The sequence below is a fragment of the Pseudomonas sp. TZ252 genome (genome assembly GCF_056110345.1).
Window position 1 is genome coordinate 4703131 of the sequence record NZ_CM148566.1, and the last position, 15864, is coordinate 4718994.

Here is a 15864-nt window from a genome sequence, read left to right on the forward strand (position 1 = left end):
ACGGTGCTCAGAAGCGGTAGCGCTGCTCCTGCAACGCCTGGTACAGCTCCGCGTCCAGCGGCTGGTAGCCGGCGCTGCCGGGCAACCTGACGAAGAGTTTGTCGCTGACCCGCGCGGGATCGTAGGCGTCGCGCTTGAGGTCGGTCTTCTTGTACTTGAAGGTGCCGGTGGTCTCGACTTCGCGCAGCAGGCGCAGGAACACCGGTGTGGCATAGGCCGGCAACTCGCGGTCGAGGTGCGCGGCGAGAGCGTCGCGGTCCAGTTCGACGCCATCGGCCAGGCGCAGCGCGGCCATCCCGCAGCGGCCGTTGGTGCCGGGAATCTCCACGCCGTAGACCACCGCATCCTCGACCCCGTCGAAGGCGCCGAGGGCGTTTTCCACCTCGGTGGTGGAAACGTTCTCGCCCTTCCAGCGGAAGGTGTCGCCGAGACGGTCGACGAACTGGGTGTGCTTGAAACCGATGTCGCGCATCAGGTCGCCGGTGTTGAACCAGGCGTCGCCCTTCTTGAACACGTCGCGGAGGATCACCGCTTCGCTCTTGGCCGGATCGGTGTAGCCGTCGAACGGCCACTTCGCACTGATCTCGCTGATCAGCAGGCCGACCTCGCCCTTGCCGACCTTCTCCATGAAGCCCTTGGCGTCGCGCACCGGGTGGTCGTTCTCCAGGTCGTAACGGACGATGGCGTAGGTGGCTGGGGAGAAGCCCACCGTATTGTCGAAATTGAATACATTGGTGAAGCCGATGTTGCCTTCGCTGGAAGCGTAGAACTCGGTGATCCGCTGGATCTCGAAGCGTTGCTTGAACTCGGCCCAGATCGACGGGCGCAGGCCGTTGCCGATCATGCAGGTCAGGCTATTGCCGCGTTCCTCGGCGCACGGTGGCTGGTTCAGCAGGTAGCGGCAGAGCTCGCCGATGTAGCCGAAGCAGGTCGCCCGGTAGTGTTGCACGTCCTTCCAGAAACCGCTGGCGGAGAACTTGCGGCGCAGGGCCATGGCCGCGCCGCCGGCGAGCGCCGCGCTCCAGCAGACGGTCACGGCGTTGTTGTGGTAGCAGGGCAGGGTCAGGTAGAGCACGTCGTCGCGGCCCAGGCCCAGGCCGGAATGGCCGAAGCCGCCGTAGGCCTTGATCCACTTGCCGTGGCTCATGATCGAGGCTTTCGGCAGGCCGGTGGTGCCGGAGGTGTAGATGTAGAAGCAGGAGTCCTTGAGCCGCACCCTGCCGGTGTCCTCGAGGTTCTCCGAGGTCTGTCCCTGGGCCAGGCGCATCAGGTTGCGCCAGCCCATCGGCGGCGAGCCGGGATCGCCGAGGGTGTCGCCGTCGTCGACCCAGTAGCAATGGCCGGCGTTGCCGAGCACCTCCTGGCGGACTTCCTCGAACACCTCGCGCAACTCTTCGCCGACCACGAAGTGGCCGGGCTTCACCAGGTTCAGGCTGTGCACCAGGACCTTGCCGCGCTGGGTGGTGTTGACCAGTGCGCCGATGGCGCCGAGCTTGGCCAGGGCGGCGAGGATCGCCAGCAGCTCGACGCGGTTTTCCAGCATCACCGCGACCACGCTGCCGTGGCCTACGCCCTCGGCCTTGAAGGCGCGCGCCAGGCGATTGGCCCAGCCGTTGAACAGGGCGTAGCTGATCCGCCGCTGGCCGTCGAGCACCGCCGGGTTGTCCGGGTACAGGCGTGCCGCGCGCTCCAGCGCCCAGCCCAGGGACAGGCTCTTCTCGCGGTTACGGATCGCGGTGTAGTACAGGCCGCGCAGCATGCGCGGCACGCGGCCGAAGGTGGCAGGCAGGCGGGCAACGAAACGGTTGAAAGTGATCAGGTCGGCGTGGGTCATGGCTCTCGCGCTTGTCGTTGTTGTGCGGGGCGTAGGACGCTCCCGCGACTCTAGACCGCAGCCGCCGCCTCGGCTATGACCGTTGCGCGGTCGCCCCGGGGCACTTCGGCAAATAGCCCGGAAGCCCGCCGCAGAGCGCCGCGCGCCTTTCGTCGGAGACCTCAGTCGAGGAACAGGTCGGGCACCAGCGCGCCACCCTCCGGGTCGTAGCGGTACTGCTCGAAATCGCTCTGGCCGCGCTCGCGCAGCAATTCCTCGTCGACCAGCAGGCGCCCGCTGAGGCTGCGCCCCTCGCTGGTGAGAATGGCGTGCGCGGCGTCGGCCATGATCGCCGGGGTGCGCGCGCGGCGGAAGGCGTCACGGCTGCCCAGCTCGAACTCGATGGCGGCGGTGGCGATCATGGTCTTCGGCCACAGCGCGTTGACGCTGATGGCGTATTTCCCGAACTCCTCGTGCATCCCCAGGGTAAGCATGCTCATGCCGTACTTGGTGACCGTGTAGGGGCCGTGCTGGGCGAACCACCTGCCGGCCAGGTTGATCGGCGGCGACAGGCTGAGGATGTGGCCGTTGGCGCTCCTGCGCAGGTAGGGCAGGGCGGCCTGGCTGCAGACCAGCACCGCGCGGGTGTTGATCTGGTACATCAGGTCGAAGCGCTTGGGCTCCAGCTTCTCCACCCCGACCAGGCGGATCGCCCCGGCGTTGTTGACCAGCGCGTCGATCCCGCCGAAGCGTTCGGCGGCGCGGGCCATGGCCGCCGCCACGGCCTGCTCGTCGCGCACGTCGAGTTGCAGCGGCAGGGCCTGGCCGCCGGCGGCCTCGACCTCGGCGGCGACGCTGAAGATGGTGCCTTCCAGCTTCGGATGCGGCTCGGCGCTCTTCGCCGCGATCACCAGGTTGGCGCCATCGCGCGCGGCGCGCAGGGCTATCTCCCGGCCGATGCCGCGGCTGGCGCCGGTGATGAACAGGGTCTTGCCGTGCAGTGACATGGGCGTCTCCGTTTTCTTGTCGTTGTCGTTGCGGATGAGCGGCGGGGTGTCTCAGGCGTCGGCTTCCACCTCGACCAGCACCTGCCGGTTGCGCACCTGCTCGCCACGGCCGACCTGGACGCGGCGGACCACGCCGTCGACTCCGGCCTTCAGCGGGTGTTCCATCTTCATTGCCTCCAGCACCAGCAGCAGTTGGCCCTTGCCGACCCGTTCGCCCTCGCCGACCAGCACCTCGACGATGGCGCCGTCCATCGGCGCCTTGAGCGTGCCGGAACTGGCGCCGACCTGGGCGCTGGCGCCGGCGTGGGTGACGTCGAGCAGTTCGAGGTTGCCGCCGTGGCCGTATAGCCAGAGGCGCCCGCCGTCCAGGTGGTAGGCGTGGCGGCGGCGAATGCCGTCGAGTTCGGCGCTGGCCCAGCGTCCGTCGCAGTCGAGCAGGCGCACGGCGATCTCGCGTCGCTCCAGGCGCGCCAGCAGTCGCGGCCGGCGACCGCTTTCGAGGACGTCCAGGCCGATCTCCAGGCGCTGTTCGGCGTGCTTCAGGACGATCTTCCACGGTGCCCCGGCGGCGCTGCGCCAGCCGGCCAGGCCGGGCTGGTGCGCACTGGCCTCGGCGCCGGCCTGGTAGAGCAGGGCGGCGGCCAGGGCCAGTTCCTCGGCGCCCGGCTGGCGCGGTTGCAGGCTGGGGTCTTCGGCGAAGCGTTCGCCGATGAAGGCGGTGGTCGCCTCGCCGGCGGCGAAGTCCGGATGCGCCAGGAGGTTGGCGAGGAACCGCTGGTTGCCGTCGACCCCCAGCAGCACGCAGCGCTCCAGCGCGCGGATCAGCTTGCGCCGGGCTTCGTCGCGGGTCGCCCCGTAGGCGATCAGCTTGGCCAGCATCGGGTCGTAGAAGGGCGTCACCGCCTGCCCCTCGACCAGGCCATGGTCGATGCGTACGCCGGGCAGCAGTTCCGGGTCCCAGCGCAGCACCGTGCCGGTCTGCGGCAGGAAGCCGCGACCGGCGTCCTCGGCGTAGAGGCGGACCTCGATGGCATGCCCGCGCAGTTCCACCTGTTCCTGCCGCAGCGGCAGCGGATGGCCCTCGGCGACGCGGATCTGCCAGGCCACCAGGTCCTGGCCGGTGACCAGTTCGGTGACCGGGTGTTCGACCTGCAGGCGGGTATTCATCTCCAGGAAGTAGAAGCGGCCATCTTCGCCGAGAAGAAACTCGACGGTGCCGGCGCCCACGTAGTTGACCGAAGCCGCGGCCTTCACCGCCGCCTCGCCCATGGCGCGACGCAGGTCGGCATCGAGCACCGGGCAGGGAGCTTCCTCGATGACCTTCTGGTGGCGGCGCTGCACCGAGCAGTCGCGTTCGCCGAGGTAGAGCAGGTTGCCGTGGCGGTCGCCGAACACCTGGATCTCCACATGGCGCGGGCGCAGCACGGCCTTCTCCAGGATCAGTTCGGCGCTGCCGAAGGCGCCCAGCGCTTCCGAGCGTGCGGTGCGCAACTGCTCCAGCAGTTGGTCGGGTTCCTCCACCAGGCGCATGCCGCGGCCGCCGCCGCCGGCGCTGGCCTTGATCATCAGTGGGTAGCCGATGCGTTCGGCCTCGCGCCGCAGGGTCGCGTCGTCCTGTTCGGCGCCTTCGTAGCCGGGGATGCACGGCACCCCGGCGGCGAGCATGGCGATCTTCGACAGGCGCTTGCTGCCCATCAGGTGGATGGCTTCCGCATCCGGGCCGATGAAGACGATCCCGGCGGCTTCGCAGGCACGGGCGAACTCGGCGTTCTCGGAGAGGAAGCCGTAGCCGGGGTGGATCGCCTCGGCGCCGCTGCGACGGGCGGCGTCGAGGATCGCCTCGAGGTTCAGGTAGGACTGCGCCACCGCTGCCGGGCCGATGCACACGGCCTCGTCGGCCAGTTGCACATGGCGGGCGTCGGCGTCCGCCTCGCTGTACACGGCGACGCTGCGGTAGCCCAGTTCATGGGCGGTGCGCAGCACCCGGCAGGCGATTTCACCGCGGTTGGCGACGAGGATCTTGTTGAAGCTGGGCATGTCGTTCGGCTCCTGGAGGCTGTTGCCCTGTTTCGCGGTCGTGGCTCACTGGGCCCAGACCGGCTTGCGTTTCTGTACGAAGGCCAGGGTGCCTTCGCTGCCTTCGGCGCCGCCCACCGCTTCGGCGAACTGTCGCGCCGCATCGTCCAGCAGGGCGCCGAGTTCGCCGCTTTCGCTGGCCAGCAGCAGGGCCTTGGTGGCGGCGTTGGCGTTCGGCGCGCAGCGGCGCAGTTGCTCTAGGGTTTCCTCCAGGCGCTGTTCGAGGGCATCGGCGTCGGCCTCGCAGAAATGCACCAGGCCCAGACGCAGCGCCTCGCGGCCGTCGAAGCGGGCGGCGGTGAGGGCCAGGCGGCGGGCCTGGGTCAGGCCGATGCGGCGGACCACGAAAGGCGCGATCTGCGCCGGGAGAATGCCGAGGCTGGTTTCCGGCAGGCCGAACTGCGCATCGGCGGCGGCGATCGCTACGTCCGACACGCAGGCCAGGCCGAAACCGCCGCCGAGCACCGCGCCTTCCACCAGCGCCACCAGCAGTTGCGGGGCGGCCTGGGCTTCCTCCAGCAGGCTGCCGAAGGCGCGGTTCAGCGTGCGGTAGGCTTCCGCCCCGGCGGCGCGGGCACCGGCCATGTCCTTGATGTCGCCGCCGGCGCAGAAGTGCCCGCCGGCGCCGCGCAGCACCAGCGCCCGCACGCTACGGTCGTCGCGCACGGCGGCGAGCACCGCGCGCAGTTCGCCGACCATCGCCAGGCTCATGGCGTTGCGGCTTTGCGGGCGGTTCAGGGTGATCCGCAGGACGCCCTCGACGGGTTCCAGCAGCAGGGTCTCGCAATGCGGCAGGCTCATGCCGGTTTCCTCCTGGAACGTCAGCCTTTCTTCTTGCCCGGCAGGATGCCCATCAACTTGCAGATGATGCCGAGCATGATCTCGTCGGCACCGCCGCCGATGGATACCAGGCGGGTGTCGCGGTAGGCGCGGGAGACCGGGTTGTCCCACATGAAGCCCATGCCGCCCCAGTACTGCAGGCAGGCGTCGCTGACCTCGCGGCCGAGGCGGCCGGCCTTCAGCTTGGCCATGGAAGCCAGGCGCGTCACGTCCCTGCCTTTCACGTACAGCTCGGTGGCCTGGTAGACCAGGGCGCGCAGCGCCTCGACCTCGGTCATCATCTCGGCCATGCGGAAGTGGATGACCTGGTTGTCGATCAGCGGCTGGCCGAAGGTCCTGCGCTCCTTGCAATACTCGATGGTGACGTCGATGCAGTGCTCCAGGCCCTTGATCATGTTGGCCGCGCCGAACAGCCGTTCTTCCTGGAACTGCAGCATCTGCATCATGAAGCCGGCGCCCTCCGCGCCGATGCGGTTGCGCTGCGGTACGCGGACGTTATCGAAGAACACCTGGGCGGTCTCCGAACTGCGCATGCCGAGCTTGTCCAGGTGCGGACTGAGGGTAATGCCCGGGGTCTTCATCGGGACCACGATCAGCGACTTGTTGACGTGCGGCTTGTCGTCGGAGGTATTGGCGAGCAGGCACATGAAGTCGGCCGACGGCGAGTTGGTGATCCACATCTTGCTGCCGTTGATCACATAGTCGTCGCCGTCCTTGCGCGCGGTGGTCTTCAGGCCGGCGACGTCGGAGCCGGCGCCGACCTCGGAGACGCCGATGCAGCCGACCATCTCGCCGGCGATGGCCGGGCGGAGGAACTCCTCGCGCAACTCGTCGGAACCGAAGCGGGCCAGGGCCGGGGTGCACATGTCGGTCTGCACGCCGATGGCCATCGGGATGCCGCCGCAGGTGATGCTGCCGAATTCCTCGGCGGCGACGATCGAGTAGCTGTAGTCCAGGCCCATGCCGCCGAACTTCTCCGGCTTGGAGATGCCCAGCAGGCCGAGTTCGCCGGCCTTGCGGAAGATCTCGTGGATCGGGAAGCGGCCGTCCTTTTCCCACTGGTCGACGTTGGGGTTGATTTCCCGCTCGACGAAGCTGCGAACGGTGCGGCGGAGTTCCTCGTGTTCCTGGGTGAAGATCATGGGTTGTCTTTCCTCCTGGGCATCATTGTTTTCCGGCAGGATCCGCTTGCTCTCTCCCAACCCTCTTCCTTCAGGGAGAGCGGGGAGAGGGGCTGTCGCCGGCTCGCCTGTTTCAGTCAGAACCTCGCGACCCCGAAGCTGTTGCCCTTCAGCGGCCGCGCCTCGGCTTCCGCGCAGATATCCAGCAGGTAGCCGAGCAGCCTGCGGCTGTCGCGCGGGTCGACCAGGCCGTCGTCCCACAGGCTGGCGGTGCCGTAGAGCGCGGTGGACTGGCTGTCGAGCTTCTGCGCGGTGACGGTTTCCAGCATCTCGAGCATCTTCGGATCGGCTTCCTTGCCTTCCTTGGCGTGTTTCTCCTCGGTGACGATGCGCAGCACCTTGCCGGCCTGGGCACCGCCCATCACCGCGGTGCGACTGTTCGGCCAGGCGAAGATGAAGCGCGGGTCGAGGCCGCGTCCGCACATCGCGTAGTTGCCGGCGCCGTAGGAGCCGCCGACCACCAGGGTCAGCTTGGGCACGCGGGCGTTGGCCACCGCCTGGATCATCTTCGAGCCGTGCTTGATCACGCCCTGGCGCTCCGACTCGGTGCCGACCATGAAGCCGGTGGTGTTGTGCAGGAACAGCAGCGGCGTGTTGCTCTGTTCGCAGAGCTGGATGAACTGCGCCGCCTTGGCCGCGCCCTGCGGGGTGATCGGTCCGTTGTTGCCGATCAGGCCGCAGGCGTGGCCCTCGATGCGCAGGTGGCCGCAGACGGTCTGGCCGTCGAACTCGTTCTTGAAGTCGAGGAACTCGGAGCCGTCGGCGATGCGCGCGACGATCTCGCGGACGTCGTAGGGCTTCTTCGGGTCGGCCGGAACCACCCCGAGCAGCTCCTCCACCGGGTACAGCGGTTCACGCCAGGAACGCGCCGGGCGCGCCGGCAGTTGTGCGTTCCACGGCAACATGCCGACGATCTCGCGGGCCAGGCGCACGCCGTCGGCGTCGTTTTCCGCCAGGTATTCCGCGGTGCCGGCGACCTGCGCGTGCAGTTCGGCTCCGCCGAGCTCCTCGTCGCTGGCGATCTCGCCGGTGGCGGCCTTGAGCAACGGCGGCCCGGCGAGGAACATCTTGGCCTTGCCGCGCACCACCACCACGTAGTCCGACAGCCCCGGCTGGTAGGCACCGCCGGCGGTGCTGGAACCATGCACCACGGTGACCTGGGGAATGCCCATGGCGGAGATCCGCGCCTGGTTGGCGAAGCCGCGCGCACCTTCGACGAAGATCTCCGCCGCGTAGTTGAGGTTGGCGCCACCGCTTTCGGTGAGGGTCACCACCGGCAGCTTGTTCTCCATGGCGATCTGCTGCAGGCGCAGGGTCTTCTTCAGCCCGGTCGGGGAGATGGTGCCGCCCTTGATCGCGCTGTTGCTGGCACTGACCAGGCAGCGCACCCCGGCGATGTAACCGATCCCGGCGATGATCCCGCCGCCGGCCTGGGTGCCGTCCTTGTCGTCGTGCAGCTTGTAGCCGGCCAGCGAGGACAGTTCGAGGAACGGCGCGCCCGGGTCGAGCAGCAGCGCCAGGCGTTCGCGCGGCAGCAGCTGGCCGCGTTTCTCGAACTTCGGCCTGGCCTCGGCGGCCTTGTCCAGGACCTTCTGCTCCAACTCGCGGAAGCCGGCCACGGCGGCGAGCATGGCCTCGCGGTTGCGGGCGAAGTCCTCGCCGTTGACGTCGAGTTCCGACTGGATCGCGGGCATGTCAGTCCTCCTGGTCCTTCAGTACGTCGGGCAGGTAGGCGCGGTGGAAGCCGTTGTACGCGCGGCTCTGTCCCGGCTTGCCCTTGAATAGCGGGAAGGCGCGGCTGCCCTGGCTGGCGGCGCCGTCGATGCGGATCGTGTTGCCGCTGACGAAGGCGGCGCCGGGGGAGAGCAGGAAGACGATGGCGGCGGCGACTTCCGACTCGCTGCCGATGCGCTTGAGCGGCACGTGCTCGCGCAGGGTCGGGATCACCGCCTTGAACGCGCCTTCGTAGGTATCCATGCCGCTGGACGCGATCCAGCCCGGCGCCACCGCGTTGACCCGCACGCCGGCATGGCCCCACTCGACGGCGGCGGTCCTGGTGAAATTCTCCATGCCGGAGCGTGCGGCGCCGGAGTGACCCATGCCGGGCATGCCGCCCCACATGTCGGCGAGCATGTTGACGATGCTGCCGCCGGTCTTGCTCATCGACTGGTTGAACACTTCGCGGGCGACCAGGAAGCCGCCGACCAGGTTGGTGCGGAGCACGGTCTCGAAGCCCTTCTGGCTGATCGAGGCGAGGGGCGAGGGATACTGGCCGCCGGCGTTGTTGACGAGGTGATGGATGGTCCCGCGTTCGGCCAGGATATTCGCCACCAGCGTCTTCACCGCTTCCTCCTCGCGGATGTCGCAGGCGTGCCAGCTGACGCTGCCGCCGTCCTCGACGATCTCGCCGGCGGTCTTCTCCAGCTTTTCCGCCTTGCGTCCGACCAGCACCACGTGGGCGCCGAGGGCCGCCAGCTCGTGGGCGGTGCAGCGGCCGATGCCGCTGCCGCCGCCGGTGACGATGATGGTCTGGCCGTCGAACAGGCCAGGTCGGAAGATCGAGTCGTAGCTCATTGTTCTGGTGACTCCGATGAATCCCGTAGAGGGGCAGCGGAACGCCGCATTCGCCGTTCCTGGTTGTGGTTATCTGCCTTGCGTTTCCAGCGCGTCGGCGAGCGCCTGCGGCACCGCCACCGGGAACTCCAGCAACTGCTGGGCAAAGGCCTTGCCCTGCGGGTCGATGCGCAGGCTGGCGACGCCGCCGCCGCCGAGGGCGTTCTCCAGCAGGAAGTTCAGGCTGTGGCTGCCCGGCAGGTACCAGCGGCCGACCCGGCCGGTCTGCGGGTCGAGCACATGCTGCATCCAGTCCACCACGGCGCCTTCCTCCAGCGCCTCGGCGATCCACGGCAGGTACTCCGGGCGCCGCGCCATGACCCCGATGTTGCTGTGGTTGCCTTTGTCGCCGGAGCGCGCCACCGCTAGCTTCACCAGCGGCACGCTGGCGCTGGCGGGCTGCTCCGGGCGTGGCGGCTGGCGCGCCTCGGCCAATCGTGCCGGGTCGAAGGCTTCGAGGACCGGCAGTTCCAGCGGATGGCGCTGGCCGTCGATCTCTACGCTCAACGCGCATTGCGCCTTGTCGATCAGGAAAGAGAACAGGCGGATCACCGGATACACCGTCGGCCGGCCGCCGACGATGCCGGTCAGGCCGGGCGCCATCCCGGTGGCGGCCTGGGCGATCTCGCGGGAGAACAGCACCAGGGCTTCCTTGCGCGGATGCCGGACGGCCAGCTTGACCACCACTTCGCGGCTGTCCTGCCGTCGCCCATGGGGACCATAGGTGGCTTCGCTGCCGAGCAGTTCGACATTGACCTCGCGGTAGGGCTCCCAGCCGCGCTCGGCGAAGATTTCCTCGGTCCTGGCGATGATCGCCTGGCTGACCCGCTCGGCCTTCTTCAGCGCATCGATGCCGGCGATCAGGCAACTGGCGGTGCAGCGGAAACCGTCCGGATAGGTGGCGCTGACCTTGTACCGGTCGGTGGGCGGCAGGCCGCGCGCGCCTTCCACCGCGACCCGGTCGGGTCCGACCTGGCGCAGGCGCACCTCGGTGAAGTCGCAGACCACGTCGGGCAGCAGGTAGGCGCGTGGGTCGCCGATCTCGTAGAGCATCTGTTCGCCGACGCTCAGTTCGCTGACCAGGCCACCGGTGCCGGGCGCCTTGGTCACCACGAAGCGCCCGTCGGCCTCGACCTCGACGATGGGGAAACCGATGTGCTCATAGTCCGGCACCTGCTCCCAGTCGGTGAAATTGCCGCCGGTGCATTGCGCGCCGCATTCGACGATGTGCCCGGCGAGGGCGGCCTGGGCCAGTCGGTCGTAGTCGTCCCAGGCCCAGCCGAACTCGTGCACCAGGGCGGCGCTGACCACCGCGCTGTCGACCACCCGGCCGGTGATCACGATATCCGCGCCCAGGCGCAGGGCCTCGACGATGCCCGGCGCGCCGAGGTAGGCGTTGAGCGAGACGCACATCGGCGGGAAAGGCGCGTCGCTGAACATCTCGCGGATGCCGGCCTTGGCCAGTTCGGCCTGGCGCGCTTGCAGGTTGTCGCCATGGAGCACGGCGATCTTCAGCTGCACCCCGGCCTTCTCGCAGGCCGCGGCGAGGGCGGCGGCACAGGCCTGCGGATTGATCCCGCCAGCGTTGCTGATGACGCGGATCTTCTTCTCGGCGATCTCGCCCAGCAGTGGTGCGAGGACCTCGACGAAGTCGGTGGCGTAGCCGGCGTCCGGCTGTTTCAGGCGGGCGCCGGCCATGATCGACATGGTGATCTCGGCCAGGTAGTCGAACACCAGGTAGTCCAGCGGCGCGCCGCGCACCAGCTGCGCGGCCGCGGTGCAGGTGTCGCCCCAGAAGGCCGAGGCGCAGCCGATGCGTACGGTCTTTTGCATTGTTCTTGACCCGTGACGGCGGAAGTGTGGGGCGACATTACCAAGCAAGCGCTTGGTTGAGAAGAGGGCGGAAACAAATCCCTTCGCGGCTGTTACCCAAGCGCTTGCTCGGTCGTCTTCGCAGGCATACATTTCATGAATGCCGACAAGCACTTGCGGGGCAATCCCGAGGCCGGTCGGCAAATACGGAGCGGCCGGGCGCGCGGATGAGCGGCACCGAGCCGCCGACGATCCGGAAAAGGGGTACTCAGCGTTGGACGATCAGAAAGCCCGGGAAGTGATGCTGGAGCTGGTGGCTACCGGACAGCTCACCGATCCGGAAAGCGCCCGCGGCAAGCTGCTGCAGACCGCCGCCCACCTGTTCCGCAGCAAAGGCTACGAACGCACCACGGTGCGCGACCTGGCCAGCGCGGTGGGCATCCAGTCGGGCAGCATCTTCCATCACTTCAAGAGCAAGGACGAGATCCTGCGCTCGGTGATGGAAGAGACCATCCTCTACAACACCGCGCTGATGCGCGCCGCCCTGGCCGACGCCGAGGACCTGCGCGAGCGGGTGCTGGGACTGATCCGCTGCGAGCTGCAATCGATCATGGGCGGTACCGGCGAGGCGATGGCGGTGCTGGTCTACGAGTGGCGCTCGCTGTCCGCCGAAGGCCAGGCGTACATCCTCGGCCTGCGCGACATCTACGAGCAGATGTGGCTGGACGTGCTGGGGGAGGCGCGGCTGGCCGGCTACTGCCAGGGCGATCCGTTCATCCTGCGGCGCTTCCTCACCGGCGCGCTGTCCTGGACCACCACCTGGTTCCGTCCGGAAGGACCGATGAGTCTCGACCAGCTCGCCGAGGAGGCCCTGGCGCTGGTGATCAAGGACGCCTGATCACTCGGAGATCAGGCGGAACGGGTAGCTCAGCAGGAGGAAGTGCAGGGTGTTGATCGAGGCGTGCAGCAGCACCGCCAGCGACAGCCGCCCGCTGAAGTGCAGGACCATGCCGTAGCCCAGCCCGGCGATCCCGGCCAGTAGCGCATACACCGGGTTCACCAGCAGGTGCAGCGCGGCGTAGGCGAGGGTCGCGACGATGATTCCCGGCCAGGCGCCGAACCAGCGGATCAACTGGCTTTGCAGCAGGCCGCGGAAGAAAGCCTCCTCGGCCAGCGAGACCACCCCGACGTTCAGTACCAGCCACCACCAGAAGGCATCCGGCCACTTCGGCTGCCAGCTCGCGGCATTGGTCATGATCGACAGCAGCGGCACCACGAAGAAGGTCAGGCAGAAGGCCAGCGCGGTGATATCCAGCGACACCAGCGGCTGCTTCGGCCGGCGTAGCCACCAGGCGAGCAGGGTAAGGGCGACCAGGGCCTTGTCCCAGGGCAGCCAGATCATCTGGATCGGCGGGCTGGCGCTGGCAAGGTCCCAGGGGAACAGGCGCAGGGGAATGAAGCCGGGCAGGTAGTGGATGGCGATCAGGGCGCTGGCGGCGAGGCTCACCGGCCACCAGAGCAGGGTCGGCAGCCAGCGCTCGGCGTAGGTCACCCAGATGATGTAGAGCAGGACGATGACCGCCGTCAGCAGCGCGATGTGCCCGGTGAAGAAGCCCCCGAGCAGGAACAGAATGGGTAGAAGCGGTATCAGACGCCCGAGCATGCAGCCTCCCGTTTAAAGGAGGGATTCTAAAGGCATTTCGACCCGCGGATGGGAAAAGCGCAAGGAACGAACCTTCTGCCAGAGGGAAACACACGGGGAACGAACCCCAGGTTGCGCAGGAAAAACCACGCGCGGCCCGCATGACTCCGCCCCGCGAGCCTTCGCCTCGCCGGTTTTTCGCCCGCCGGGGTTTTCCTACGAGACCTAGTGACCCGCCGGCAGGCCAATAGGTTCAGCGGTCCTTCGCCTCCTGCGCGTCCAGCTCGGCGTTGCGTTCATGGATGCGTTTGAGCTGTTCCTCGCTCAACGGCAGCTTCTTCGCCGAGTCGCGCAGCAGCAGGAGTCCGCCGACGATGGAGCCCAGGGCGAGGACGATGATCAACCAGGCGTACCAGGGCATGTTGTTCTCCCTCATCGATATGAATGTTCACCATACGCCGGGTTTGCCTTTCTGTCAGACAACGCTCCGGCGCGAGGCCCTGTGGTTGAGACTCCCGGCGGCGCTCGGAAGTTGCGGGCGGAGAAAGCGCTGAGCCTGGCCGGCGTGATGCCTGTCACATGTTGGCAATCTGACATTGCTTAACTGGCGGGTATCCCTTCATTGCCCCGTCCGGGCCTGCCAGCGAGAGGTTGCCGATGTCTCCGAGCGCGTTGTCCCGTCTGTTGCGCCCGGTGGAACCCCTGACTCCGGCGATGAGCATCAGCGACGTCGCCGACCGCCTGCTGATGCCGGAGCACCGTGCCTTCCTCTCGCTGCCGGTGGTCGACGACGAGCGCCGGGTCCTCGGCCTGGTCAGCCGCTACACCCTCCAGGACATCTTCATGCAGCGTTTCGGCCGCGACCTCTGGGGCCGCCATCCGGTGCGCGACGTCATGAACCGGGCGCCCCTCAGCGTCTCCCTCGGCGCCAGCCTGGAGGAGGCGGCGCAGCAGGTCACCGGTCGCCTGCAGTATCCGATCACCGAGGACTTCGCCCTGGTCGACGAAGAGGGCCGCTACCGTGGCCTGGGCACCGTACTCGACCTGCTGAAGGCCATGGAGGCGCGCATCGCCCAGCGCAACCGGGTGCTGCGCAAAGCGCTGGTGGACCTCAAGGAGTCCCAGGCGCAACTGGTGCAGTCGGAAAAGATGGCTTCGCTCGGGCAGATGGTGGCCGGGGTCGCACACGAGCTGAACACGCCGCTCGGCTACGTCGGCAACAACCTGGCGCTGCTGGAGGAGCTGAGCGATCCCTTGTTGCGCCTGGCCGATGCCCAGGCGGCGCTGGTCGACTGCCTGGGCGACCCGCAGTGCGACGAAGCGCGCCTGGCGCAGGCGCTGCAGGCGGCCGACGCGGTGCGCCGCGAAGCCGCCGTCGAACAGTTGCGCGAGGACCTGCGGCAATTGTTCGTCGATACCCGCTACGGCCTCGGCCAGATCGGCGAGCTGGTTTCCGGGCTCAAGGACTTCGCCCGCCTGGACCGCGCCTTCAGCGAGGAGGTCGACCTTAACGACTGCGTGCGCAACGCCGTGCTGATCGCCCGCACCGCCATCAAGGACAAGGCCGAGATCAGCAGCCAGCTCGGCGAGCTGCCGCTTATCGCCTGCGCGCCGTCGCAGATCAACCAGGTGCTGCTGAACCTGCTGACCAACGCCGCGCAGGCCATGGAGCGTTTCGGCCGCATCCTGCTGAAGAGCTGGGCCGACGAGCGCCAGGTGTTCCTCTCCGTGCAGGACAACGGCAAGGGCATGCCCGCCGAGGTCCTCGGCCGGATCTTCGACCCGTTCTTCACCACCAAGCCGGTGGGGCAGGGCACCGGGCTCGGCCTGTCGATCAGCTACAAGATCATCCAGCAACATGGCGGGACCATCCGCGTGGCCTCCGAACCGGGCCGCGGAACCCGCTTCCTCATCAGCCTGCCGCGAGAGCAGGCCCGCGAACTGAAACGGAGCGCCTGACATGAGCCCATCTCCCGTCCGCATTCTCTTCGTCGATGACGAGGAGCGCATCCTGCGCAGCCTGGCCATGCAGTTCCGCCGCCATTACGAGGTGCTCACCGAGAGCGACCCGCGGCGCGCCCTGGAGCGCCTGAAGACGGAACGGATACAGGTGCTGGTCAGCGACCAGCGCATGCCGCAGATGAGCGGCGCCGAACTGCTGGCGCAGGCTCGCGAGCGCTATCCGGAGACCCTGCGGATTCTCCTCACCGGCTATTCCGACCTCGATGCCGCCGTCGACGCGCTCAACGACGGTGGCATCTTCCGCTACCTGACCAAGCCCTGGAATCCCCAGGAAATGGCCTTCACCCTGCGCCAGGCGGCGGAGATCGCCAGCCGCCAGGGCCTGCCGGCGCCGCCCGCGGCCACGCTGGCGGCGCCGCTGAGCGTGCTGCTGCTCGACGACGACCCGGAAACCCTGGACTGCGTCGGGGCCTTCTGCCATGCCGGCGGGCATCGCCTGCTGCGCGCGCGCAACCTGGCCGAGGCGCTGGTGTGGCTGAACACCGAACCGGTGGAGGTGCTGGTCAGCGACCTGAAGCTGGCCGGGGAGCATACCGCGCCGCTGCTGAAATCCCTGGCCCAGGCCCATCCGCGCCTGCTCAGCCTGGTGGTTACGCCGTTCCGCGACACCCAGGCCCTGCTCGAGCTGATCAACCAGGCGCAGATATTCCGCTACCTGCCCAAGCCGATCCGCAGGGGATTGTTCGAGAAAGGCCTGAAGGCGGCCGCCGAGCAGGCCTTGCTGTGGCGCGGGCGAAGCCTGCCGGAGGTCGACCGGCTGGCCGAGGTGCCGCGCGACGAGCGCGAGAAGGAACGGGTCGGCAGCCTGCTCGGCATGCTCGGCCGCCTGCGCGAGCGGCTGACGGCCTGAACGCCGGC

The 15864-nt window shown here is 68.2% G+C and carries 13 protein-coding genes; 3 read left to right on the forward strand and 10 right to left on the reverse strand.

All coding sequences use genetic code 11. The features are described from left to right. Positions 1–7 precede the first annotated feature (7 nt). The 8 genes from ACYAF3_RS21825 to ACYAF3_RS21860 all read right to left on the reverse strand — a co-directional run bounded on the left by ACYAF3_RS21825 (position 8) and on the right by ACYAF3_RS21860 (position 11363). Complete coding sequence (locus ACYAF3_RS21825) at positions 8–1834, reverse strand: long-chain-acyl-CoA synthetase (protein ID WP_003117644.1); 1827 nt, start codon at positions 1832–1834, stop codon at positions 8–10. A gap of 161 nt (positions 1835–1995) precedes the next feature. Beyond that, positions 1996–2820, reverse strand: a complete 825-nt coding sequence (locus tag ACYAF3_RS21830; protein WP_003101741.1) for an SDR family oxidoreductase — start codon at positions 2818–2820, stop codon at positions 1996–1998. A 51-nt stretch (positions 2821–2871) separates the two neighbouring features. After that, a complete protein-coding gene (gene atuF, locus ACYAF3_RS21835; protein ID WP_003160590.1) occupies positions 2872–4857 on the reverse strand; it encodes a geranyl-CoA carboxylase subunit apha in 1986 nt (661 codons plus the stop codon). A 45-nt stretch (positions 4858–4902) separates the two neighbouring features. Next, complete coding sequence (atuE, locus tag ACYAF3_RS21840) at positions 4903–5697, reverse strand: isohexenylglutaconyl-CoA hydratase (protein WP_003119850.1); 795 nt, start codon at positions 5695–5697, stop codon at positions 4903–4905. Between the two features lie 20 nt (positions 5698–5717). Next, positions 5718–6878: a citronellyl-CoA dehydrogenase gene (atuD, locus tag ACYAF3_RS21845; protein ID WP_003101733.1), complete on the reverse strand. Its 1161-nt coding sequence runs from the start codon at positions 6876–6878 to the stop codon at positions 5718–5720. 116 nt (positions 6879–6994) lie between these two features. Beyond that, on the reverse strand, positions 6995–8611 hold the full coding sequence (atuC, locus tag ACYAF3_RS21850) for a geranyl-CoA carboxylase subunit beta (protein ID WP_003114738.1): 1617 nt from the start codon (positions 8609–8611) through the stop codon (positions 6995–6997). A gap of 1 nt (position 8612) precedes the next feature. Then, positions 8613–9491: an SDR family oxidoreductase gene (locus tag ACYAF3_RS21855; protein ID WP_003090991.1), complete on the reverse strand. Its 879-nt coding sequence runs from the start codon at positions 9489–9491 to the stop codon at positions 8613–8615. Positions 9492–9560: 69 nt separating this feature from the next. After that, complete coding sequence (locus tag ACYAF3_RS21860; RefSeq protein WP_003130781.1) at positions 9561–11363, reverse strand: acyclic terpene utilization AtuA family protein; 1803 nt, start codon at positions 11361–11363, stop codon at positions 9561–9563. A gap of 253 nt (positions 11364–11616) precedes the next feature. Here ACYAF3_RS21860 and atuR point away from each other — a divergent pair, with 253 nt between their 5' ends. Further along, positions 11617–12240 (forward strand): atu genes transcriptional repressor AtuR, encoded by a 624-nt coding sequence (atuR, locus tag ACYAF3_RS21865; RefSeq protein ID WP_003117641.1) that lies wholly within the window; start codon positions 11617–11619, stop codon positions 12238–12240. Here atuR and ACYAF3_RS21870 read toward each other — a convergent pair whose 3' ends face one another. Both ACYAF3_RS21870 and ACYAF3_RS21875 read right to left on the reverse strand, forming a co-directional pair. Next, on the reverse strand, positions 12241–13005 hold the full coding sequence (locus ACYAF3_RS21870; RefSeq protein ID WP_003090986.1) for a CPBP family intramembrane glutamic endopeptidase: 765 nt from the start codon (positions 13003–13005) through the stop codon (positions 12241–12243). It lies immediately after the preceding gene. A 232-nt stretch (positions 13006–13237) separates the two neighbouring features. Continuing rightward, on the reverse strand, positions 13238–13405 hold the full coding sequence (locus tag ACYAF3_RS21875; RefSeq protein ID WP_003090984.1) for a DUF2897 family protein: 168 nt from the start codon (positions 13403–13405) through the stop codon (positions 13238–13240). 236 nt (positions 13406–13641) lie between these two features. On the opposite strand from ACYAF3_RS21875, the gene ACYAF3_RS21880 reads away from it, so the two are divergent. Further along, positions 13642–14943, forward strand: a complete 1302-nt coding sequence (locus tag ACYAF3_RS21880; protein ID WP_003160587.1) for a sensor histidine kinase — start codon at positions 13642–13644, stop codon at positions 14941–14943. Between the two features lies 1 nt (position 14944). Further along, positions 14945–15856: a response regulator gene (locus tag ACYAF3_RS21885; RefSeq protein WP_003090981.1), complete on the forward strand. Its 912-nt coding sequence runs from the start codon at positions 14945–14947 to the stop codon at positions 15854–15856. Positions 15857–15864: the final 8 nt, after the last annotated feature.

Excerpts from the sequence above, each read along its gene's own strand:
- atuD (WP_003101733.1), bottom strand. The coding sequence starts at position 6,878 with ATGATCTTCACCCAGGAACACGAGGAACTCCGCCGCACCGTTCGCAGC.
- ACYAF3_RS21880 (WP_003160587.1), top strand. The coding sequence starts at position 13,642 with ATGTCTCCGAGCGCGTTGTCCCGTCTGTTGCGCCCGGTGGAACCCCTG.
- atuF (WP_003160590.1), bottom strand. The coding sequence starts at position 4,857 with ATGCCCAGCTTCAACAAGATCCTCGTCGCCAACCGCGGTGAAATCGCC.
- ACYAF3_RS21830 (WP_003101741.1), bottom strand. The coding sequence starts at position 2,820 with ATGTCACTGCACGGCAAGACCCTGTTCATCACCGGCGCCAGCCGCGGC.
- ACYAF3_RS21855 (WP_003090991.1), bottom strand. The coding sequence starts at position 9,491 with ATGAGCTACGACTCGATCTTCCGACCTGGCCTGTTCGACGGCCAGACC.
- ACYAF3_RS21885 (WP_003090981.1), top strand. The coding sequence starts at position 14,945 with ATGAGCCCATCTCCCGTCCGCATTCTCTTCGTCGATGACGAGGAGCGC.
- atuC (WP_003114738.1), bottom strand. The coding sequence starts at position 8,611 with ATGCCCGCGATCCAGTCGGAACTCGACGTCAACGGCGAGGACTTCGCC.
- ACYAF3_RS21870 (WP_003090986.1), bottom strand. The coding sequence starts at position 13,005 with ATGCTCGGGCGTCTGATACCGCTTCTACCCATTCTGTTCCTGCTCGGG.
- ACYAF3_RS21875 (WP_003090984.1), bottom strand. The coding sequence starts at position 13,405 with ATGCCCTGGTACGCCTGGTTGATCATCGTCCTCGCCCTGGGCTCCATC.
- ACYAF3_RS21825 (WP_003117644.1), bottom strand. The coding sequence starts at position 1,834 with ATGACCCACGCCGACCTGATCACTTTCAACCGTTTCGTTGCCCGCCTG.
- atuE (WP_003119850.1), bottom strand. The coding sequence starts at position 5,697 with ATGAGCCTGCCGCATTGCGAGACCCTGCTGCTGGAACCCGTCGAGGGC.
- ACYAF3_RS21860 (WP_003130781.1), bottom strand. The coding sequence starts at position 11,363 with ATGCAAAAGACCGTACGCATCGGCTGCGCCTCGGCCTTCTGGGGCGAC.